The following is a 20,224-nucleotide window of genomic DNA, read 5'->3' on the forward strand; positions in this document are numbered from 1 at the left end:
CAGTTATTGCATTTTTCCGGCAAGAGTATTCTTCAACGGCGCCGTTCACGAAGCCGTATCCTCCGACGTGTCCGTCCGTTTCATCCCTATGGTTCGGCGCGCGCATCACTCGATCCACTCGCCCATGCCGATCCCCTGGTCGTTGGGTGCGAAAACGCTGGCATCGGCTGTTGCGCGCACCAGCCGGAACCGCGCCGAGTCGCGCAAGGCCTTCTCGATTGCGTCGAGCGAGCCCTTCGGCATCACCCCGAGATCGTCGATATAGGCCTTCTGGCTGCGCGTGATGATGATGAAGGCCGAGCCTGCCGGCACGGCCCGCAACCAGTCCCCGAGCTCGGCAGCAGGATCGGCGAGAACCGCCGCTATGGATTGCCTGCTCTCGTTGGAGATCGGCACATAGGTGAAGTTTTCGTAGTTCATGAACTGCTCGGGATAGTTGGGCGCGCCCTCGACAAGGACCGAACCGGCCGGTGCGTTGCGGTAGAGCCATTCGGACGCCTGCACTTCCGCTTGTGAGAAGGTGTACTGGCGGTCCTTGCCATTGTTGGCGAGAACGAAGGCGACGGAGAGTGCTGCGCCGAACAGGCCGATCGCAAAGCGCGCGATGGCGTCGCGTTGCGTACCCGACCACGGGAAGAACAATGCGGCGGCAAAGAAGGCCAGGAACGGCAGCGCGAACAGATAGACGCGGAACACGATCTCGCCGCCATAGGATGTGGCAACGACCATGAACGCAGGCGCCAGCGTCAGCACGATGGCCGGCCCGTCGCGATATCCCGCAACAAGCCTGCGCAGGCCACCCAAGACGGCTGCCAAAGCGACCGCACCGGTCAGCGCCCGCGACGCCCAGGACACCACCACCTGCCCCTCACTGACGATCGAGGTGTCCACCAGGCGCTCGCTGATTTCGTTTGAGGTGTCGCCAAAGCGCTGGACCAGTTCAGGCAGGATCGACGCCATGTAGCCGTCAGCGTAAAATAGAAGCCACGCAACTTCGACGAGGCCGGCAAAGACGAGGTAGCCGAGGCTCAGCTGGCCGATAACCCAAAGACCGCCAAGGGCCATGAGCACGACGATCGGCGTCAGCGGGTGTGTCGCGGTGATCATCACGATCAGCGCCATGGCCGCCACCGAGGCGGCGACACGGACATATGACTGGATAGCCAGCGTGGCCGGCGGCTGGCCGCGCGAGACGAAGGCGAAGTAGCGGCCGCAAAGCCTGGAAAGGCCACGCCCACAGGGATCGGCCCAGGCGGGCGAGATCCTGAGAGGGCCGACGCAAAGCGCGATCAGCATGAGGTAGAACAGGAACGCGACGCCCTGCGGCGAAAAGTAATCCTGGCCGATCCAGTTGCCGATGACGAACACCCACACCCCGCCCCAGACCAGCCGCGGGTCGGCGGTGAAGCGGCGATAGATCTGTGGCAGCACCAGCACATAGAGCAGGTTGAGCGCGGGCGGCGAAAAGCGTGCGATTTCGGCAAGCTGGATCGGCTTGATGTCGAACAGGTTGGCGATCGCGGCGCTGACGACGAACAGGCCGGGCCAATTGGCGTAGGCGGCGAGGAAGGGTGCCTTCGGGTCGATCTGGCCGTGCCGCTGGACGTAGTCGACGACACCGACATGCTTCCAGGCCCAGGCGTAACGCAATTCGTCGTAGACGATGGCCGACGTGCCATGAAGTAACAGCACCAGCATGACGATCATCAGGAGCGGCATGCGGGTCTCGCAGACGCCGCGCTTCAGGCTGAAGGCGAAACCCAGGCCAACGGCCGCATAGGCCGCCCAGATGATGCCGGGCAGGACCGAGATCAGGCCATAGTCGTCGACACCGGCGGGATCGGTGATGAAAAGGACGACCAGCCACAAGGCAAAAGCCAGGCAAAGGCAGGTCAACGACAGGGCGAACGACACTGTCGAGGCGCGGCTATCCCTGGCCAAAGGCGGCAACCGCAACGCCGGCGACAATGCGAGGCTGGCTTCCCTCGTCATCACATTCATATCGCGCCTCCATCGGTGGAGACGATCCTGAGAACACGATCGACGTTCGACGCAATCCAGAGCCGGCCGACACCTGCCTGCGCAGGGCTCCTTGCCCGCCCGCTGACCTGATGCAGCCAGACGAGGCCGACCATGGCACGGACCGCCGCGCCATTGCCGCTCCAGTCATCCGTCCCGTCAGGCCCGATGCCCAGCCATTGCCGTTCGTCGTCGCGCCATTGCGACGTCCACAGCAGGTCGGCAACGACCGCGCCGAGCGGCTCGGCGCCAACCATCATGCGCATGGCAATCGCCAGGACGCAGCCGTCGAAGCCCGATGGCGCGTTGGAGCGCGCGTTGCCCCATTCCAGCAGGCAGGTTAGCCGGACCCCGTCGCCATCCCCTGCCGCATCTGTGGCAGCGAAGTTCAGGCTCTGCGGCAGCAGGTCGCCGTGGCACCAGCCGAGGCGCACCTTCCGGCCAAGCCAGTAGCGGCGCTGCTGGGCAACGAAACTGTCAATTGCCCGCCGTCTTGTCGTGGCCGACATCGTCGATCCGCCGAGATGCGCGAGCTTTGCCGCCGGGCGCTCGACCCATTGCTGAAACCAGACTTCATCGATGGTGCGCATGGCCGAGGTCTGGCCGTGCAACGTGGCGGCGGCGTTGGCTGCGGCTTCGAGGCCCGCCTGCCGCTCGGAGGCGCTGCGCAACAGCACGCGACCGTCCGTCCCCGGCGCTATGGTCTCGATGCAGTCGACCGCGCCGTCGACGCGGGTAACGGCCAGCCTTGTCGGCAGCATCGGCCACAGTGCCTTGAGACGCGTATCTGCCCGTAGCAGGTCGAGATTGTCGATCAGGCGCTCGAGATAGGCGGCTGCGACCGGATCGCGCGAACTGCGGAGAACGGCATAGGTGCCTTGCGACCGGACCGGCTCATGCCTCGCCGCATCGTCCAGCACCAGGTCACCGAGATAGACGATTTCTGTTCCTTCGGGTCCGTGTTCGGATTTCAGCGCATGCCAGCCCGAGGCGGCGGAACTTCCCGTCATCGCCAGAAGCGGCCGAAGCTCGGCGTCATCCGGAACAGCAATCCCCTGCTTGCGGCCGAATGGCATGAACTGGGCCGAGAGCGTCTTCAGCGAAGCGGCAACCGCAAGACCCCAGTCATGCATGCTGTGACGCCGGCTGGTGACAAGCGCGAGCGCACCGACACCAAAGGTCACCACCAGCATCGCCAGCAGCCAGGCATGCGCCATGCCGATCGGCCCTTCGCTGCGCACCAAAAGGGCACCGGCGCCGAGCGCGATGACGAGCGTGGCGAATTCGGCAGCCGCCACCGAACGCATCCAGCCCTTGGTACGGGCGATCGACAGGTAGATGGACAGGACCGCTGAAACGACGCTGGCAAGCGTGAATACCCTGAGGATCGATGCGCCTTCGGTGGCATAGGCGGCGCCGAACACCGACATGACCGGATGGGCGAACACCAGCATCAGCACGACGAGGCCGAGCAACGGCAGGACGGACATAACAGCCGCATCCGCCGCCAGCGAGCGCAGCCGGCCGGCGTCGCTTGCGCCTTCGGCCAGCAGCGAAAGGCCCATCGAACTGCCGACGTAATACAGCGACGTGAAAATCGTCCAGGCCACGAAGAAGCTGGCGCTTTCGGCGGCACCGACGAGATTGAGCACGACCAGCGGTGTCGCCGTCCAGGCCACCATCATCGACACCGAGCCGATGTAATCCCAGCCGAAGAAGCGCGCCATGGCGCGGCGGTCGATCAGCTGAGCATGCCCGGTTCCAGCCTGCGCGATCGGAACGAGACGCTTGAAAATCAACAGGTTGACGGCGACGACGAAGACCAGCACAGGCGCTGTCCAGGACAGCGCAATGGCTTCCCATCCGAGCCCGGCGAGTGCCAGCGGGATCAGCATGGCGATCTTGACCAGCTGGTAGATGGTCTTCGAGACCGGCACCCAGATGGACTGCCGCAAGCCCGAAAGCGCACTGTCCTGCAGCGCGAACACCGACCAGACCGCGACTGTCGCCACGAACCACAATATGACGCCCGCACTCTCGGTCAGCACGTCGAGCTTGGGCATGAAGGCGCCGACGACCAGCAGGAAGACGGCGGCGACGACCACCGAGGCGATGAAGGACGTGGCATAGGCAAACAGGATCAGCCGCCCTGCGCGTCCGCCAGCCGTCGGCACGAAGCGGACGAGCAGATTGCCGAAATTGAGCTGCGCTGCATTGGAAAGGTTGACGATGGTGGCCGTGATCGCGCCGCCAAGGCCGATCGCCTCCTGCGAACAGTAGCGCGCGGCCAGGAACCAGAACGCCAGCCCCAGCACCGCACTCAGGCCGCTGTTGGCGATCAGCGCGTAGCCGTTGCGCATCAGCGACGACCCAATCAGCGCCGAGGGAATGAGCGACCGCCAGCCGCTGCCGCGCCCTGCCCCCGCTTTTGCCGCCGCGGGCTCACGGTGCCGCAGGGTGGGCGGGTGCGCGGTCATGGCCCGGCACGCCGCCAGACGCGAACATAGTCGATCAGGAAATCGGCCGGAAACTTGGTCTTGGCGTCAGGCGAACCGGGCCAGTTGCCGCCGACGGCGAGGTTGATGAGCAGGTACATCGGCTCCTGCGAGATGCCCTCGGGCTTGGTGTAGCGCCACATCTCCTTGCCATCGAGGTACCAGACGACGGCATCCTTGCTCCATTCCAGGCCATAGGCATGCCAGTCGGCGGAAAGGTCGACGGTCTTGGCGTTCTTGCCCTCGCTCTTCCAATCCTTCTTCTTGTCGAGATAGTGCAGGTGCATCTCGTAGACATTGGTCGCGTGGCCCAGGACTTCGAGGATGTCGATTTCCGGGCGCGGCTCCTGCGTCGACGGCAGCAGCCAGATCGCCGGCCACAGCCCCTTGCCCTTGGGGATCTTGGCGCGGATTTCGAAGTAGCCGTATTTGGTGGCGAACCGGTCGGGTTTTGCGCGCTCGAGATAGTCGCGACCCGTGGTCACCATGCCAGACGTGAAGTCGAAAGCTCGCCCTTCGTGGCCGGTCACCGTCTCCGGCCTGGCCGTCAGGCGCAAAACGCCATCGGCAACGCTGACGTTGTCGGGCATGTACCACTGCAGTTCCTTGTTGGCGAGATTGGTACAGCCGTCCTTGTCCCACCAGTAGCAGCGGGTCCACTTGTTGCGGTCGAGCTTGGGCTGGTCGAACTCCTCGGTGAAGATCCGTTCCCATTGACCCTTGATCAGTGGTGGCTCCATGCCTTGAGCCAAGGCGCTCGCATGCCCGAACCACCAGACGCCCGCCAGCGCCGCACCCCACAACCCCTTACCCATGCACCAACCCGATAGGCCTGATTACTCTGGCTCGTCGCTACAGAGGGTTGCCGGCCGTTGCCTGCGTGGTTCCGCAAAGTGGCGGCTCGCGCGCATTTGCCGGTTACCCGGAAGTCTGTCGCTTACGATCTGTTAACTAGGACGGTTGATCGACGTCCCGTCAAGCTGTTTTGCCTACCTCGGTAAATGACACGGCCCACTCTGGTTCAAATCCAAGATCATGTCTCCGGATTCTGGACACGTCGACTTGCTTGTTGAAATAGCGGCTATCTGTCCGGAATGCTTTATTTAAGTGGCTGAGACTTTGAATTGCCTAGTTGAGATAATTTTCCATCACGCATCAATAACAAAATTGTGATACACAATATCTTTACGGCAGTGCGGTAACCATTTCTGAACAAACGCAGATTCGAAAAGCAACGCCGCGACACCAAAGGTAGTGATACCTCACAAAATCTGCGACATTAGGTGGAAAGCGGGAGGTTTCGGACGGACACCGATCCGACAGATTTCGGGACCATACAGGACGCGCAAGCCACGGGGCGCGCGCCAGCGGGCTTCAACGTCCAAAGCCCGGCGCCGCGCGACCTCTGGCACCGCCTCATGCTCGCCGATCCCGAAGCCCTGCCCTACCAGTCGCCGGCATGGCTCGACAGCCTTTGCGCCCTCGGCAAGTACCAAGACGCGAGCCGCGCCTACCGTTTCCCGGGCGGACACCACTACGTGCTGCCGATGGTGCGCAACAGGCGTCTGCCAGCCCGGCTGTCGGTCGCCGAGTCGATGCCTTATGCCTGGGGACGCGGCGGCGTGATCTCGTCGCTCGCGCCGAAGGTCGAACATCTGCGCGCCATTTTCGATGACCTGGCTGGCCTTCCCTTTCTCCGGATCTCGGTCAGGCCGAACCCGCGCCATGCCCATCTGTGGGCTGCCGCCGCACCCGCCCATGTCACGGCGGTGCCCGGCTTGGCCCATATCCTCGACCTCGACGGCGGCTTCGACGCGGTCTGGTCGACGCGCTTCAAGAAGACGACGCGAACTAGGGTGCGCAAGGCAGAACGCAGCGGCATCGTCGTCGAGCGCGACACCACCGGCAAGCTGGTGCCGGTCTTCTATCAGCTGCTGCGCACATCCTTCGACCGCTGGGCCGACAAGCAGCACGAACCCAGGTTGCTCGCGCACCTGCGCGGCAGGCGCCGCGATCCGATGGCCAAGTTCAGCTCGATCGCCAGTCACTTCGGCGACGCCTGCCGCATCTGGGTTGCCTGGGTCGACGGCAAGCCGGCGGCCGCCGCCTTCGTGCTGCAATATGGCAATGTCAACGACGCACGCGGTGCGATCGACCGCCATGCGCTTGGCAGCTCAGGCGCCAACGACCTGATCCAGAAACTCGCCATAGAAGAGGCCTGCCACAGCGGCTGCCGTTACTATCACTTCGGCGAAACCGGGGCCTCGGCCTCGCTCGCGCACTACAAGCAGCGATTTGGCGCAACCCCGCACGCACATGCTGAATATTTCCTGGAGAAACTGCCGATCACGGCCGTCGATGCCCGCGTGCGGCACGCCGCGAAATGGACGATCGGCTTCAAGGATACTTAGGCCGTCAACCGGGGAACGCCAGAAGCATCAGCCTTTGCGCGATCAGGTAGAATGCGGCGGCGAGCAGCAGCACCGGCACCACTTCGAGCCAGAGCGGCCAGCGCGACCGCCCCGGACGCAGGCTGGCGACCGAGACCTGCCTGATCGCCAGTGCTGCGATCGCCGACATGGCTGCAACGAGCCCGGTGCGATAGTTGCCGGTCGCGTCATCGGAGCGGAGTTGTTCTTCCTCGACCTCGGCGCGCAGCTGCAGCTGCCCGCCAGCGTCCACGTCTTCCGGGAGTCGCACCCTGACCGTCTTGACCGACGGATGAGCGAGCAGAGCCTCGCGGAAACGATCGAGCTGCTCAGGGTCATAGGGATCGCCCTGCCTGAAAGGCTGCAGGCGGCTCAGATCCTCCACCTTCAGTCCGGTCAAACCGGCATAGGTGACGGTGCCAAATGTTGCCGATGATCCCGGCGCGACGACGATGCGGACCGTCGCCAGCGCCTGCCCCGGGATCGGCAGCAGCCCGCGATCGGTGACACGGACAAACGGATAGGATGCCGTGCGCAGTCGCCACAAGACTTCGTCTTCGAGAGTTGCCAGCAGGTCGCCGCGCGCGGGCTTGCCGGCGGCCTCCATCATCTGCCGTGAAACGTCGTCGCGAGCCGCATCGGTGGCAACGCCGTCGAGACCGTCGACTTCGACCATGCCGACACGGAAAAGCGGTCCGGCCAGCGGCTTGAGGATAACCTTTTCAGGGGAACCGGCCTCGGCGGTGGTAGCCGACATGTCGACCCGCGCCTCAAGATAGCCCTGGCCGCGCATGAGTTCTTCCAGCCGGTGGCGTTCGGCTTCGACGGCAGGCTGCCAAGCTTTCGCTTCGCCTCCTTTGGCGGCACGCTCAAGCTCGGGGGTGTTCAGCGCTGCGCGCAACACGCCGTCGAGTTTGGTGTTTGAAGTCGTCTCGAGTTCGATCACGGGAAAGTCGGCGGCAAAGCCGGAACCGACAAACAGCGACAGCATCGCCGCGCAAGCCAGTGTCGCCACAATGGCCGGCAAGAAACATGCGCTTCGCTGGGCGTCTCGCGTTCTCACCGGTATTTCATACACCGCAACAGCGGGAGCTGGAAATAGCCCTGCCGACAGAGGCTGCGTGCGCAACGATGGCGATGCCGAAAACGCATCACCTGGCTGCAGCGCGGTTCGCGGCTACTTCTTGGCGGGGTCGTCCTCGGAGTTGGACGGGGCTTCGGCCTCACCACGCTCGATCGTACCCATTACGAGCGAACCGCCGATGGGCCGGCGCCGTTGCCGCGTCTCCGCCACGACCTTATCCATTTCGGCCTTGATCTCGGCCAATGCGGCCAGTGCCTCGTCCTCGCTACGCTTCAACTCCGGATCCAGCGTGCCGGACGCGGCTTCAACGGCGGCCCGCGCATCACGCACGGCCAGGTAGTCCTTGTAAGCCGCATCCCACCTGCTCGTCAGGACAACCCAGTCGTCGAAAGCATCGGGGGCAGGAGGAGTTTCGGGTCGCTGTGGGCTAGGCAAATCAAATCCTCGAACAATCGGGCGCACAGAACATGTCACAGGCGCTGTGTCCGAACGCCGCTGATCGTGCTGGTGGCCCCCGCCTCCTGATTTGGGTCAACCTAACATGAACACCCCCAGCCGTCATTCATGCTGAGGCCTTATCTGCACACTTGCTAACAAACATCTGCATCCATGTTGCCCTTGAGCCTCACCTTGCGAACCCACCTCCGTGGCGACAAAACTCCGCGTTTTCAACCTGATCACAATGTTGCGACTGACCAGTGCGAGACGTGGCAGGTTACAACCAACACGGGTTTTGATCAGGTTTCGTCCCTGGCGAGCCGGAGTTAGCCGAGGTTTCGGGTCAAAAGAATTAATATTAAAGCTCAACCTAATATGGCGAGCATGAATTGATGTATGCCCGCTACCGGGCGATGCCCAAGGCTGCTTGACTAGTTTAATTTAGATAAACATCTATTTATCTAGTAGAAGCCATCAATCCAACAGGTTCATACAAATCCACATCTACGAATCAGCACTAATAGCGCATCAATTACATGCGGATACTACATATGGTTTACAATAAGTAAATGCATGGTATAGTTCTGATCGGCGAGTGGGGCTAACAAGACACTTGCGTCCAGATTTTATTCGGAAACAACCTTCCTGCGAAGTTGTGTTCGACAGGCTGCTGTTTTGCGTCCGGTGCGTTTGGTTCGCGTGGTCATTGGGTGCCGCCACCTTTGGGTTGGAGTAACCATAATGACGGCGGCAGCATTCCCGCATCGGCCTGCTATGGAAATTTTCAAACTGGCAGGAATGCCCGTTGGTGGCACACCTCGCATCAGCGTCGTGGTTCCCGCCAAGAACGAGGCCAAGAACCTTCCTCACGTTCTTCCCCATATTCCTGCGTGGGTGGATGAAGTCATCCTCGTCGACGGCAATTCGACCGATGACACCATCGCCGTCGCCAGGTCGCTGTTGCCCGACATCGTCGTGCTGCAGCAGGACAGGCGCGGCAAGGGCGCGGCACTGCGCACCGGCTTCAATGCCGCCAAGGGCGACATCATCATCACGCTCGACGCCGACGGCTCGGCCGATCCCGGCGAGATCCCTGCCTTCGTCGGTGCGCTTCTGGCCGGCGCCGATTTCGTCAAGGGCTCGCGCTTCATGCAGGGCGGCAACACCACCGACATGGAATGGTATCGCAGGCTCGGCAACTGGGGGCTGCTCACGCTCGTTCGCATTCGCTTCGGCGGCAAGTTCACCGACCTTTGCTATGGCTACAACGCCTTCTGGCGCGACGTGCTGCCTTATCTCAACATCGAGGACGCGACAGGTTTCGAAATCGAGACCGAAATGAACGTCCAGGCGCTGCGCGCCAACCTCAACGTCTTCGAGGTGGCAAGCAAGGAGTTCCCGCGCATCCACGGCGTCAGCAACCTGCGCACCATCCCCGATGGCTGGCGGGTGCTGAAGACGATCGTTCGCCTCGGCGTTTCCCGCCCGGCACGGCCGGCGGTACCCGAGCGCAATCCAACCGGACAACACCAACCCAGCATCTAGCGAGCGATCATGACGGCGTCGGCGACTTCGGTATCAGTCATCATCTGCGCCTACGCCGACAATCGTCGCGAGCAGCTTCAGCGCGCCATCGCCTCTGTCGTCGCCCAACGAAGCAAAGCGACCGAGATCATCGTGGTCATCGACCACAACATGCCGCTGTGGGCGTATTTCTTTGCCACCTATCCGGCCGTGACCGTCATCGCGAACGAAGGCGCACGCGGTCTTTCGGGTGCCCGCAACACCGGGGTCAGGCGGGCTAGCGGCGACATTCTGGCCTTCCTCGACGACGACGCTGTCGCGGCCCCCGACTGGCTGGAAAAGATGCTGCCGCACTATCGCAATCCGTCGGTCATCGGCTTGGGTGGGCGCGTGCTGCCGATGTGGCAGGTCGATCGCCCGCGCTGGTTTCCCGAGGAGTTCCAGTGGGTCGTCGGCTGCAGCTATCGCGGCCAACCCGAAAAAGTCGAGCCGGTGCGCAATCCCATCGGCTGCAATATGTCGTTCCGCCGCAACATATTCGATCTGACCGGTGGATTCCGCGAAGGCATCGGCCGCACAGCGGCCGATGCTGCCGGCTGCGAGGAGACGGAGCTTTGCATCCGCGCCCTGCAGGCCATTCCCGGCTCGCTCATCCTGTACGATCCTGACATGAGCGTGCACCATCAGGTGACGGCCGAGCGTGCGGGCTGGCGCTATTTCCGCAGGCGTTGCCTCGCCGAAGGCCGCTCCAAGACCCAGGTCGTCAACGCGGTGGGTGCGCTGGATGGACTGTCCAGCGAACAGCGCTACGTCATGCGCGTCCTGCCTGCGGGTGTCCTGCGCGGAGTTGGCGATGCCGTGCTGAAGTTCGACATATGGGGCCTGGCCCGCGCCGCCGGCATCTGCTTCGGGCTCGGCTACACGACGATGGGCTATGTCGGCGCCCGGCTGAGCCTTGCCAGGAGGCAAGTATGAGCGTGCCCGAGTTTCATCCGATCAAGATCCTCGACGTCGATGTCTGCCGGCCGATGAACGATGTGGCGATGCTCGACGCGGCGAGCGGCCAGCGCTATGGCGGCGTCTTTTGCCTCGTCCGCCGCCAGGGCCGTCCGGTGACGATCATGGAGTTCGACTTCAACGAAGACGTGCTCACGACATTCGAATTGCGCCGCCGCATCTCGGAGAACCAGGCCGTCCAGGACAGCACTTTCCAACATGACGCGCCGCTGCCGAAGAAGGACGGTCCGTTCGCCAGCGTCGTCATAGCCACGCGCGACCGCGCCGAAAGCCTGGGGCGATGCCTCGATTCATTGCTGCTCCAGACTTACCAGCCGTTCGACATCGTCGTCGTCGACAATGCGCCGTCCTCGTCGCAGACCGCTGATCTCATCGCCCGGCGCTACGGCGGCGCGCGCGCGGTGCGTTATGTCAGGGAAAACGTGCCGGGCTTGGGCCGTGCCCACAATGCAGGCCTAGCCAACCTGTCGTCCGAACTCGTGCTGTTCACCGACGACGACGTGGTGGTCGATCCCAACTGGGTGGCGGCAATGGCGGCCAACTTCGACCGCGACGGCCGGGTCGGCTGCGTCACCGGCCTGATCCTGCCGGCCGAACTCGACACGCGCGCGCAGTTCTGGACCGAGCGCCATGGCGGCTTCGGCAAGGGTTTTGCGCGCAAGGTTTTCGATCTCGCCGGCAACAGGCCGGCGGGGTCGCTTTTTCCTTTCACCGCCGGACAGTTCGGCTCGGGCGCCAACATGGCATTCAGGACCGAGGCGCTACACCAGATCGGCGGCTTCGATTCAGCGCTGGGTGCCGGCACGCTGGCGCGCGGCGGCGACGACCTCGCCTCGTTCTATGCCGTGGTCCAGGCCGGCTTCCAGCTCGTCTACGAGCCGCGCGCGCTGCTCTGGCACCATCACCGCCGAGGCGAAGACGGCATGCGCCGCCAGGCCTTCGGCTACGGCATGGGCCTCGGCGCCTATCTCACCAAGGTCGTCGTCGACGAACCGGCCGCCGCCTTGCGCCTGGCGCGCGCCATGCCGGCCGGCATCGCCCATATGGCTGGGCCTACGTCGCCCAAGAACCAGCGCCTGCCGGGCGACTATCCCAGCAACCTGATCTGGCGCGAGAGGCTGGGCATCGCCGCTGGCGTGCCGGGCTACCTGCGCAGCCGCTATGCCGCAGCACGCAGCCCGTCATCCGGCATCGCCCCTTCGGCAAACGGGCACGAGGTCGCCTTCAAGGGAGGATCGACAGCCATGCGCCCATCCGTGCCTATCCTTGTTTACCACAGCATCGACACCAGCTGCGCTGCGCCCTACCGGCGCTGGATGATGCTGCCCGACGAGTTCGAACGGCACATGCAGGTGCTGGCCGAAGGCGGCTTCCGCCCGGTGACGATCTCGGCGCTGGCGACGATCTTCCGCGAAAAGCGGCCCCTGCCCCCACGCACGGTCTGCATCACCTTCGACGACGGGTTGCAGGACTTCCTCACCGGCGCGATGCCGGTGCTGGAACGCCACGGCTTTGCCGCGACGCTCTATGTCGTCTCGGGTCTGGTCGGCAAGACGAGCCAGTGGCTCGCTTCATCTGGCGAAGGCGACCGCCCCATGCTCGGCTGGGGCGACCTGCGGGCGCTGGCCTGCGAAGGCATCGAAATCGGGGCCCATACCGTCAGCCATCCACAGCTGGATATCCTGTCGGCCAGCGACGCTGCACGCGAGATCCATGACAGCAAGCTCGCCCTCGAACACGGCCTGAAGCGGCCGGTGCACAGTTTCGCTTACCCGCATGGCTATTCGAGCCGCACCACGCGCGCGCTGGTTCGCGGCGCCGGCTTCACCTCGGCGTGCCGGGTCAGGCATGCCATGACCTCGACGACGGAGGATCCGTACACCTTGTCGCGCATCGTCATGACCAGCGAGGTCGGGCCAGCCGAATTGCGCCGCATGCTGACCCAGCCGGTGCTGCCTGTGGCACCGCCGGCCGACAGGCTGGTCGCCTCGGGCTGGCGCATGGTCCGCCGCTTCCAGCATCTCGCCCACCCCGGCGGCTAGCCACGAGCAAGTGCAACGACGCTCAGTTCAGGCGGCAGCCAGTTTGCCGTCGGTGTTGACAATGCGGTCGCGGCCATTTGCCTTGGCGAGGTAGAGGTTCCTGTCGGCAGCCAGCAGCAGTGCGTCGAGGCTCTGGCCCGGCTGATGTTTCGACACGCCGATGCTGACTGTGACCTCGCGGCCGCTCATGCCGACAATTGCTGATATCGCCTTCACCTTCCGCCGCAGGCGTTCGCAAACCTGCGCTGCCTTTTCCGGACTGGCACCGCGCAGCAGGACGACGAATTCCTCGCCGCCCAGCCGCCCGGCAAGCTCCTGTTCGCCAATGGTTGCGGTCAACGCAGCCCCGATTTCCTGCAGCACCGCATCGCCCATGGCGTGACCATGGCGGTCGTTGATCGCCTTGAAATGATCGGCATCGATGAAGAGCAGCATCCCAGCGCCCGCGCCTTCTTCGTGGTCGCTGAGGATCTGTCGGGATTGAAGCAGGAAGGTTTTTCTGTTCAGCAGCCCGGTCAGGTCGTCGAGGCGATTGGCGCGGTCTAGCTCGGCGGCGAGCTCGACGAGCTTGGCGCTGCGGCCCATGAAGAAGTAGGACAGCGGAAACGCCACCGCGACGACGATCAGGCTCGTCAGCACGAGATCGAGCAGCAGCCGATCCGAAAAGAAGATCGCGTAGAAGATCAGGGTCAGCAGGTCGGCACCGATCGTCGCGGCGGCCACGATCGCACAAGCCTGTCCCAGCACCGACAGGCGGTTGAATCGTGCAGCGATGCGACTTGCCCCAACCATCCCTGACCGTCCTCCCGATTTGCGGCTTGGGATTAGCAGCAATTGGTAAAGGCCAAGCTGACCGGCTTTGTTAATTGTTTGTTTCGATTGGCCTCGGAGCAAGACACCGAGGCTTCGATAAATCTCAGCCGAAGCGCTCCATGGCGTAGGGGGCAGGATCGGTAAATGCCGGCTCGCCCGTCATCATTTCGGCCAGCAGGCGTCCGGTGATCGGGCCGAGCGTCAGGCCATGATGGTTGTGGCCGAAGGCAAACCACAGCCCCTTGTGCCTGTAGCCCCGGCCGATCACCGGGCGCATGTCGGGCAGGCACGGGCGCGATCCCATCCAGGGCTTTGCCTCGATGCGCTGCCTGAGCGGGAATATCTGGCGCGCGAGCGGCTCCGTCCTGTCGAGTTGGACCGGGTTAGGCCGGCTGCCGCGCGAGGCGAACTCGACGCCAGTGGTCAGCCTGATACCCTTGGCCATCGATGCCAGCACGAAGCCACCTTCGACGTCGACAATGGGATGATTGAGCTGGGCATCGCCGTCGGTTTCGAAATGGACGTGGTAGCCGCGCTTCATCGCCAGCGGGATCTTGTAACCGAGCGAACGCGAGATCGTGTCCGACCAGGGCCCCAGCGCCACAACCGCCTCCGGCGCCTCGACGCGCCCGCTGTCGGTGACGATGCTCCAGCCTGTTTCCTCTTGCCGCAGCAACTGGGCATCGCCTTGCAGGAACAGCCCGCCGCGATCGACAAAATGGCTGGCATAGGCTTTCACCAGCGCGCCCGGATCGGCGACAGTGGCCGGATCGAGCCAATGCACAGCACCTACCAGCGCGTCGGAGATGTGCGGTTCGCGCTGCTGCAGTGCCTTTCGGTCCAGCACTTCGTATTTCAGGCCGAATTGGTGAAGGGCTACGGCGGCGCCCCGCGCATGCTCGAACGTCTTCTCGCTGCGGTAGGCTTCGAGCCAGCCGGCCCGGCGCAGCTGCGGCAGCACACCTGCCTCCGACATCAGCGCCTCATGCTCGCTCACCGAACGCTCGATGAGCGGCTGCATGTCGGCTGCGGCGCGCGCCAGCGGCTTGGGTGCCGACTCGCGCCAGAACCGCCACAGCCAAGGCGCGATGCGCGGCATCTGCAGCCAGTCGAAACGCACGTCAGCCGAGAGGTTGAACGCATAGCGCATCAGCTTCGAAAGCTCGCGCGGCGCACCGTAAGGCACGACGCTCGAGCGTTCGATCAGGCCGGCATTGCCGTAGCTCGTTTCTTCTCCCGCACCACGGCGGTCGACGAGGATGACGGAGCGGCCGCGCCGCTGCAGCTGCAGCGCGACCGAAACGCCTATGATCCCGGCACCAAGAACGATGACGTCGGCCTGCTGGATGTGTGGCTGCGCCATCGGCTTCCTTGCTGTCATCGCCATGCGCTTACAGTGTCATGTCGCGGTCGAGCGGGAAGATCGGCCGCGCGACGTTGCGATACGGCATCCTGGAATAATCCATGGTGCACAGCGCGCCGCTGTCGCAGACGATCACCTTGCCGGCGATGGGTTCGAAGGCCGCGCGGAAATGCTGCATCGACTTGAGCCCGACCACGCGATGGCGCGCCGGATCGATGCCGAACGCCCGGAACTGCTGGAGATCTCGCATCTGCGACGGCTCGGTGACGACGAGCACGGCGATGCCATCGATCTGCACGACGGCCGTCGGGCCAAACGAGAACTCCAGCCCGCCCAGTTGCTCGCCGTCGCCGATCAGCTTGCCATCGCTGATGACCAGCAGCTTGCCGGTCACCTCGAGCGGATCGCCGCCGAAGCGCGGATCGGTCTTGCCGCCAAGCTTCAGCTGGACGGTATCGCCTACGCTGGCGCGGTGGAGCTGGTTGGCCGTCTCCGGATCGACGATCGGGCCGAAGCAGGCATCGCCAATGCCCACTTCAAGCATGGCACCAAGCAAGGCCGTCGCGTCGCCATAGCCGCCGGCACCGGGATTGTCGGCATAGTCGGCAATGATCAGCGGGCGGTCGCCGCGGTAGTCATGCGCGATCTCGGCGGCCTGCATCACCGTGTAGAAAGTGTTCAGCACGTTGAAGCGATTGTCCCAGATCTCGTCGGCGATGCTTTCGGCAAAAGCCTGATGCCGCGCCGCATCCCCGTCATAGGTGACGAGCACCGTCGGGCCGACCTCGGGAATGTCGGCGTTGGGAAAGGCGCCATTGATGCTGACTGCCAGCGCGCCTGCTGTTTCTTCGTAGGCGCGCGCTCTGGCGATCCACTCGACCATCGGTCCGATGTCGGTGCGCCCGGCATTGGCCTCCTCCAGCATCGGCCGTCGCGCCAGAAGCGTCTTGGGCCGGATCTCGCCGGCCATCGTCTTCTGCAACAGCTCGCCGGCGTGATGGGCGATCTCGCGCATGTCGATATGCGGATAGGTCTTGAACGAGATCAGGATGTCGCCGAGCTCGCACATCTTCGCCGTGACGTTGGCATGCGGGTCGAGCGTGACGGCGATCGGCAGGTCCGGCCCGACCACTGCGCGCAGCCGCTCCAGCAGCTCGCCCTCGCCGTCGGGCGAGAAGTCGGTGACCATCGCGCCGTGGAGGCCAAGCAGGATGCCATCGAGCTCGCCCTTGCGTTCGGCCGCCGCCTTGACGATCGCGCCGCCGATGCGGTCGAAGGCATCGCGCGTCACCGGCCCCGCCGGTTCGGCGCCGGTGCTCAGCACATGCTCGATGGCCCAGCCATGTTTGCGGCCGATGTCGAGGAAACCGGCGATCTCGGTATTGGCTTCACCACGGGCGCGGATCGCGTCGTCGCCGAACAGCACGCCTTCGACGGTGAAGGCATCATAGCCGGTCTTGCGGACGCTGAACGTGTTGGTTTCATGCGAGAATTCTGCGGTTAGAACACGAAAGCTCATTGTCGGTCTCCAGATGTTCGTTCGGGCGTTTCGGATCGATCAGGCGCGCGCCACCGTTGCGTTCCTCGCCGAGGGACGCGCGTGCCTGACCAGGCTCAGCAGTTGGTTTGGTTTGGAACGGCGGCCGCGCCGGCAGGGCAGCGGCCAACCCGGATCAGGTCGGCTACTCCATGTGGAAGCGCATTTCGCTCACCCGGCCTTCAGCGTCGCGCCTGATCGCCCAATGCAGGTGGTAGCCGCCCATCTCCAGCCGATAGCGCCTGCCGCCGTCGTCTTCCTGGGTAAGTTCGAGCGGCACTCCCTCCACCGCAACGCCGCTTGCGGCGATCTGCTCGAACCAGCCATTGCTCCACAGGCGCCAGGCCTCATCGGCAAAGCTTTCGCGCGGCGCGCGGCGATCGACGATGGCCTGCAGCAGCTCAAGGTCGCGTTTCGTCAGAGCTTCGTTGCCGTCAGCAATCGGCTCGTAGGGCGCCAGCGCCGGATCGACGATCCCGGCGATCTTCTGGCCGATCCGGGCGACCTGGGCCTCATCCGTGTTGCCGAGCACGCAGACCGACAGCTTGCGCGCCGGAAACCGCGCGATCTCGGCGCGGAAACCGTCCCATGTGCCGCCATGCCGGATCTTGCGATGGCCGCGGATCGTGGAATTCTGCCAGCCCAGGGCATAGTTGTTGAACGACGGCTGGCCGTTTTGCATCAGCACCGGCTCGGACATCAGCGCGATGGTTTCGGGGCGCAGCACCGTCGGATTGTCCAGCTCGAGCAGCCAATGCGCGATGTCGCGCGGCGAGAAGTAGAGCCCGCCGTCGCCGGTACGCTGCAGCGTGGGCGCCGCCCAGTAGCGATTCTCCAGCTTGCCGTCGCGGATGCAGTGGCCGGCAGCGCGGTTCGGCACGATGTCGAACCATGAGGCCTCGCGCGCCGTCGCCATGCCGATCGGCTCGAACAGCCGCTCGCGCAGCAGCTCGTAATAAGGCTTGCCCGAGACGCGCGCGACGACAAGCCCGGCGAGGATGTAGCCGGTGTTGCTGTACTGATAGCCCTGGCCCGGCTGGTACATGAAGGGCGAGCGGCGTGCCAGGTCGATCAGCTGCTCGTCGCTGTGGTCCTGCCACAGGTTGAGCGGCACGGCCCCGCCCTCCCCGCCTTCCGTCGCTGCGAAGACGATATCGAAATTGCCGAAGCCGGCCATCATCGACAGCAGGTTGCGGATGGTGATGCCGGCCCAGTTTTCGGGGCCCTCGGGAATGTAGCGGCTCAGCGGGTCATCAAGCTTGATGCGGCCGTCCTGCAAAAGGAACATCACGGATGCCGAGGTGAACATCTTGCCGGTCGAACCGGAGTGGAAAACCGTATCCGGCGTGACCGGGGTCAGGTTCTCGACATTGGCAAGGCCATAGCCCTTGAGGTGAACGATCTCGCCATCGTGGACGATGGCGACGCCAAGGCCGGGAACCTGGCTGTTTTCGACTTCCGACTGCAGGTAGCGGTCGAGTTGTTCGGTAAAGTTCATGCTGGTTTCCTGAATGGCGTGGGCGTTCATGCGACCGACCTCTGCTCGACGACCTCGGGCACGGCAGCGAGCGGATGATGACAGGCCGCCTGATGCCCGCTGCCTTGCGTCGTCAATGTCGGAAGCACCCGGCGGCAGAGATCGGTGACGCGCGGACAGCGGTTGGCGAAGGCGCAGCCGGGCGGCAGGTCGTAGCCGCTCGGGATTTCGCCACCGAGCCGTGTGATCGAGCGGCGCCGTTTCGGATCGGGTTCGAAGGTGCTGTCGAGCAGCGCCCGGGTGTAGGGATGCGCGGGCGCCGCATCGCTCGGCAGCACCTCGACGATGCGGCCGAGATACATGACAAGGATCTGGTCGCAGAAATAGCGCACCAGTCCGAGGTCGTGCGAGATGAACAGATATGTCAGCCCGAGCTCCTGGCGCAGCCGCTCCAAGAGCGAAACGATCTGAGCCTGCACCGAGACGTCGAGCGAGGCCGTCGGCTCGTCGAGCACCACCAGCGACGGGTTGAGCGCAAGCGCCCGCGCAATGCCGACGCGCTGCTTCTGGCCGCCCGACAGCTGGTGCGGGTAGCTTGCCGCCAGCGAGCCGTTCAGCCCGACCATGTCGAGCAACGACGAAACAGTGTCGTCGGTGGATTTCGGCTTCACGCCTTGCACGCGATACGGCTCGAGCAGCGCATCCCTGATCGAGTAGCGCGGATCGATCGCCGAATAGGGATCCTGAAAGACCAGCTGCATGCGCTGGCGCAGGCGCCTCATGTCTGTCCGCGACAGCGACGCCATGTCGACGCCGTCGAACTGCACCTGCCCTGCGCTCGGGTTGATCAGGCGCAGCACCAGCCGCGCCAGGGTGGACTTGCCGCATCCGGATTCGCCGACGACGCCGAGGATCTGGCCCCGCTTCAAGGTGAACGAGACGTCGCTGACGGCGTGGAACACCTTGCGCTTGCGGAACAGCCCGCCATCGCTGAAACGGCGGCTGAGCCCATTGACGGTAAGAAGGTCGCTCATGCTGCCTCCGCCACGTGGCAGGCAACGCCATTGCCGCTGGTGCCGACGCGCAGTTCAGGGGTTTCCACTCGGCAGCGATCCGCGACAAGGGCGCAGCGGGGGTTGAACCTGCAGCCCGGCGGCTGCGCCGCAGCACTCGGAACCACGCCGGGAATGGCGCTCATAGTGCCCTTCGCCATGTCGTGGCGGGGGATGCAGCGGATCAGCGCCTGCGTATAGGGATGACGGGGGTGCTCGAAGAGCGCATCAACCTGCGCCAGTTCGACCACACGCCCGCAATACATCACCGCCACGCGGTCGCAGGCCTGGGCAACGACGCCCATGTCGTGGGTGATCAGGATCAAACCCAGCCCGCGCTGGCGCACAAGGTCGACAAGAATCTGCACGATCTGTGCCTGGACCGTGACGTCGAGCGCGGTGGTCGGCTCGTCGGCGATCAAAAGCTCGGGGTCGCCGGCAAGCGCCATGGCAATGACAATGCGCTGCTTCATGCCGCCGGAGAGCTGGTGCGGGAACAGGTCGTAGACCGAGGCAGGATCGGGGATGCGCAAGTCGGCCATCAGCTCCAGGCTTCTTGCCCGCGCCGCACTTCGGCTGAGGCCGAGATGCAGGCGCGCGGCCTGGTCGATCTGCGGCCCGATCCGCATCATGGAATCGAGCGAGGTCATCGGGTTTTGCGTGATCAGTGCGATGCGCCCGCCGCGCAGTCGGCGCAGCTGCCGCTCCGGCATCCCGACGAGGTCGGTGCCGTCGAAGCGGATGTTGCCGGCAGCTATCTGGCCGCCGATGCGCGGCAAAAGCCCCATGATCGCGGTTGCGGTCAGCGACTTGCCCGAACCGGATTCGCCGACGATGCCGAGGATCTCGCCACGATCGACGCTCAGCGTGACCTGGTCGACCGGCGAGAACGCGCCGAACCTGATCCGCAGCATTTCCAAATCCAGCAGCATCT

Annotated in this window: 15 protein-coding genes; 4 read left to right on the forward strand and 11 right to left on the reverse strand. The window is 64.3% G+C overall.

Annotation, left to right across the window (positions count from 1 at the left end; genetic code table 11):
* Positions 1-105: 105 nt before the first annotated feature.
* From J1C56_RS12115 to J1C56_RS12125, 3 genes are read right to left on the reverse strand one after another with little or no spacing between them, the layout of a single operon-like run.
* Positions 106-2,001, reverse strand: coding sequence for a hypothetical protein (locus J1C56_RS12115; protein ID WP_214389383.1), 1,896 nt, complete (start codon positions 1,999-2,001; stop codon positions 106-108).
* On the reverse strand, positions 1,998-4,496 hold the full coding sequence (locus tag J1C56_RS12120) for a lipopolysaccharide biosynthesis protein (protein ID WP_214389385.1): 2,499 nt from the start codon (positions 4,494-4,496) through the stop codon (positions 1,998-2,000). Before J1C56_RS12120 ends, J1C56_RS12115 begins: the two co-directional genes overlap by 4 nt.
* Positions 4,493-5,329 (reverse strand): glycoside hydrolase family 16 protein, encoded by an 837-nt coding sequence (locus J1C56_RS12125; protein WP_214389387.1) that lies wholly within the window; start codon positions 5,327-5,329, stop codon positions 4,493-4,495. The genes J1C56_RS12120 and J1C56_RS12125 overlap by 4 nt, the downstream gene beginning before the upstream one ends.
* Positions 5,330-5,932: 603 nt before the next feature.
* Between J1C56_RS12125 and J1C56_RS12130 the strand changes: the two genes are divergently transcribed.
* Positions 5,933-6,925, forward strand: a complete 993-nt coding sequence (locus J1C56_RS12130; protein ID WP_214389389.1) for a GNAT family N-acetyltransferase — start codon at positions 5,933-5,935, stop codon at positions 6,923-6,925.
* A gap of 4 nt (positions 6,926-6,929) precedes the next feature.
* On the opposite strand, the gene J1C56_RS12135 is transcribed toward J1C56_RS12130, so the two are convergent.
* Both J1C56_RS12135 and J1C56_RS12140 read right to left on the reverse strand, forming a co-directional pair.
* Positions 6,930-7,970 (reverse strand): BamA/TamA family outer membrane protein, encoded by a 1,041-nt coding sequence (locus tag J1C56_RS12135; protein WP_214389391.1) that lies wholly within the window; start codon positions 7,968-7,970, stop codon positions 6,930-6,932.
* 150 nt (positions 7,971-8,120) lie between these two features.
* Positions 8,121-8,462: a hypothetical protein gene (locus J1C56_RS12140; RefSeq protein WP_214389393.1), complete on the reverse strand. Its 342-nt coding sequence runs from the start codon at positions 8,460-8,462 to the stop codon at positions 8,121-8,123.
* A 777-nt stretch (positions 8,463-9,239) separates the two neighbouring features.
* Between J1C56_RS12140 and J1C56_RS12145 the strand changes: the two genes are divergently transcribed.
* From J1C56_RS12145 to J1C56_RS12155, 3 genes are read left to right on the forward strand one after another with little or no spacing between them, the layout of a single operon-like run.
* Positions 9,240-10,010 (forward strand): glycosyltransferase family 2 protein, encoded by a 771-nt coding sequence (locus J1C56_RS12145; RefSeq protein ID WP_214389395.1) that lies wholly within the window; start codon positions 9,240-9,242, stop codon positions 10,008-10,010.
* Between the two features lie 9 nt (positions 10,011-10,019).
* Positions 10,020-10,964 (forward strand): glycosyltransferase family 2 protein, encoded by a 945-nt coding sequence (locus J1C56_RS12150; RefSeq protein WP_214389397.1) that lies wholly within the window; start codon positions 10,020-10,022, stop codon positions 10,962-10,964.
* Positions 10,961-13,048, forward strand: coding sequence for a polysaccharide deacetylase family protein (locus J1C56_RS12155; RefSeq protein ID WP_214389399.1), 2,088 nt, complete (start codon positions 10,961-10,963; stop codon positions 13,046-13,048). The genes J1C56_RS12150 and J1C56_RS12155 overlap by 4 nt, the downstream gene beginning before the upstream one ends.
* A 27-nt stretch (positions 13,049-13,075) precedes the next feature.
* Here the strand turns inward: J1C56_RS12155 and J1C56_RS12160 are convergent, their stop codons facing one another.
* The 6 genes from J1C56_RS12160 to J1C56_RS12185 all read right to left on the reverse strand — a co-directional run bounded on the left by J1C56_RS12160 (position 13,076) and on the right by J1C56_RS12185 (position 20,222).
* Positions 13,076-13,840: a GGDEF domain-containing protein gene (locus J1C56_RS12160; RefSeq protein ID WP_214389401.1), complete on the reverse strand. Its 765-nt coding sequence runs from the start codon at positions 13,838-13,840 to the stop codon at positions 13,076-13,078.
* 124 nt (positions 13,841-13,964) lie between these two features.
* A complete protein-coding gene (locus tag J1C56_RS12165; RefSeq protein WP_214389403.1) occupies positions 13,965-15,224 on the reverse strand; it encodes an NAD(P)/FAD-dependent oxidoreductase in 1,260 nt (419 codons plus the stop codon).
* A gap of 28 nt (positions 15,225-15,252) precedes the next feature.
* Positions 15,253-16,743: a M81 family metallopeptidase gene (locus J1C56_RS12170; protein WP_214389405.1), complete on the reverse strand. Its 1,491-nt coding sequence runs from the start codon at positions 16,741-16,743 to the stop codon at positions 15,253-15,255.
* A gap of 163 nt (positions 16,744-16,906) precedes the next feature.
* Entirely contained in the window at positions 16,907-18,259 is a 1,353-nt protein-coding gene (locus J1C56_RS12175) for a serine hydrolase domain-containing protein (protein ID WP_214389407.1), read from the reverse strand.
* A 26-nt stretch (positions 18,260-18,285) separates the two neighbouring features.
* Positions 18,286-19,272: an ABC transporter ATP-binding protein gene (locus tag J1C56_RS12180; RefSeq protein ID WP_214389409.1), complete on the reverse strand. Its 987-nt coding sequence runs from the start codon at positions 19,270-19,272 to the stop codon at positions 18,286-18,288.
* Positions 19,269-20,222, reverse strand: a complete 954-nt coding sequence (locus tag J1C56_RS12185; RefSeq protein ID WP_214389410.1) for an ABC transporter ATP-binding protein — start codon at positions 20,220-20,222, stop codon at positions 19,269-19,271. Before J1C56_RS12185 ends, J1C56_RS12180 begins: the two co-directional genes overlap by 4 nt.
* Positions 20,223-20,224: the final 2 nt, after the last annotated feature.

It is taken from the genome of Aminobacter anthyllidis (assembly GCF_018555685.1).
In the GTDB taxonomy this organism is placed as follows: Bacteria; Pseudomonadota; Alphaproteobacteria; order Rhizobiales; family Rhizobiaceae; genus Aminobacter; species Aminobacter anthyllidis.

Excerpts from the sequence above, each read along its gene's own strand:
- J1C56_RS12160 (WP_214389401.1), bottom strand. The coding sequence starts at position 13,840 with ATGGTTGGGGCAAGTCGCATCGCTGCACGATTCAACCGCCTGTCGGTG.
- J1C56_RS12165 (WP_214389403.1), bottom strand. The coding sequence starts at position 15,224 with ATGGCGCAGCCACACATCCAGCAGGCCGACGTCATCGTTCTTGGTGCC.
- J1C56_RS12155 (WP_214389399.1), top strand. The coding sequence starts at position 10,961 with ATGAGCGTGCCCGAGTTTCATCCGATCAAGATCCTCGACGTCGATGTC.
- J1C56_RS12145 (WP_214389395.1), top strand. The coding sequence starts at position 9,240 with ATGGAAATTTTCAAACTGGCAGGAATGCCCGTTGGTGGCACACCTCGC.
- J1C56_RS12175 (WP_214389407.1), bottom strand. The coding sequence starts at position 18,259 with ATGAACTTTACCGAACAACTCGACCGCTACCTGCAGTCGGAAGTCGAA.
- J1C56_RS12180 (WP_214389409.1), bottom strand. The coding sequence starts at position 19,272 with ATGAGCGACCTTCTTACCGTCAATGGGCTCAGCCGCCGTTTCAGCGAT.
- J1C56_RS12185 (WP_214389410.1), bottom strand. The coding sequence starts at position 20,222 with ATGCTGCTGGATTTGGAAATGCTGCGGATCAGGTTCGGCGCGTTCTCG.
- J1C56_RS12170 (WP_214389405.1), bottom strand. The coding sequence starts at position 16,743 with ATGAGCTTTCGTGTTCTAACCGCAGAATTCTCGCATGAAACCAACACG.
- J1C56_RS12125 (WP_214389387.1), bottom strand. The coding sequence starts at position 5,329 with ATGGGTAAGGGGTTGTGGGGTGCGGCGCTGGCGGGCGTCTGGTGGTTC.
- J1C56_RS12150 (WP_214389397.1), top strand. The coding sequence starts at position 10,020 with ATGACGGCGTCGGCGACTTCGGTATCAGTCATCATCTGCGCCTACGCC.
- J1C56_RS12120 (WP_214389385.1), bottom strand. The coding sequence starts at position 4,496 with ATGACCGCGCACCCGCCCACCCTGCGGCACCGTGAGCCCGCGGCGGCA.
- J1C56_RS12130 (WP_214389389.1), top strand. The coding sequence starts at position 5,933 with ATGCTCGCCGATCCCGAAGCCCTGCCCTACCAGTCGCCGGCATGGCTC.
- J1C56_RS12115 (WP_214389383.1), bottom strand. The coding sequence starts at position 2,001 with ATGAATGTGATGACGAGGGAAGCCAGCCTCGCATTGTCGCCGGCGTTG.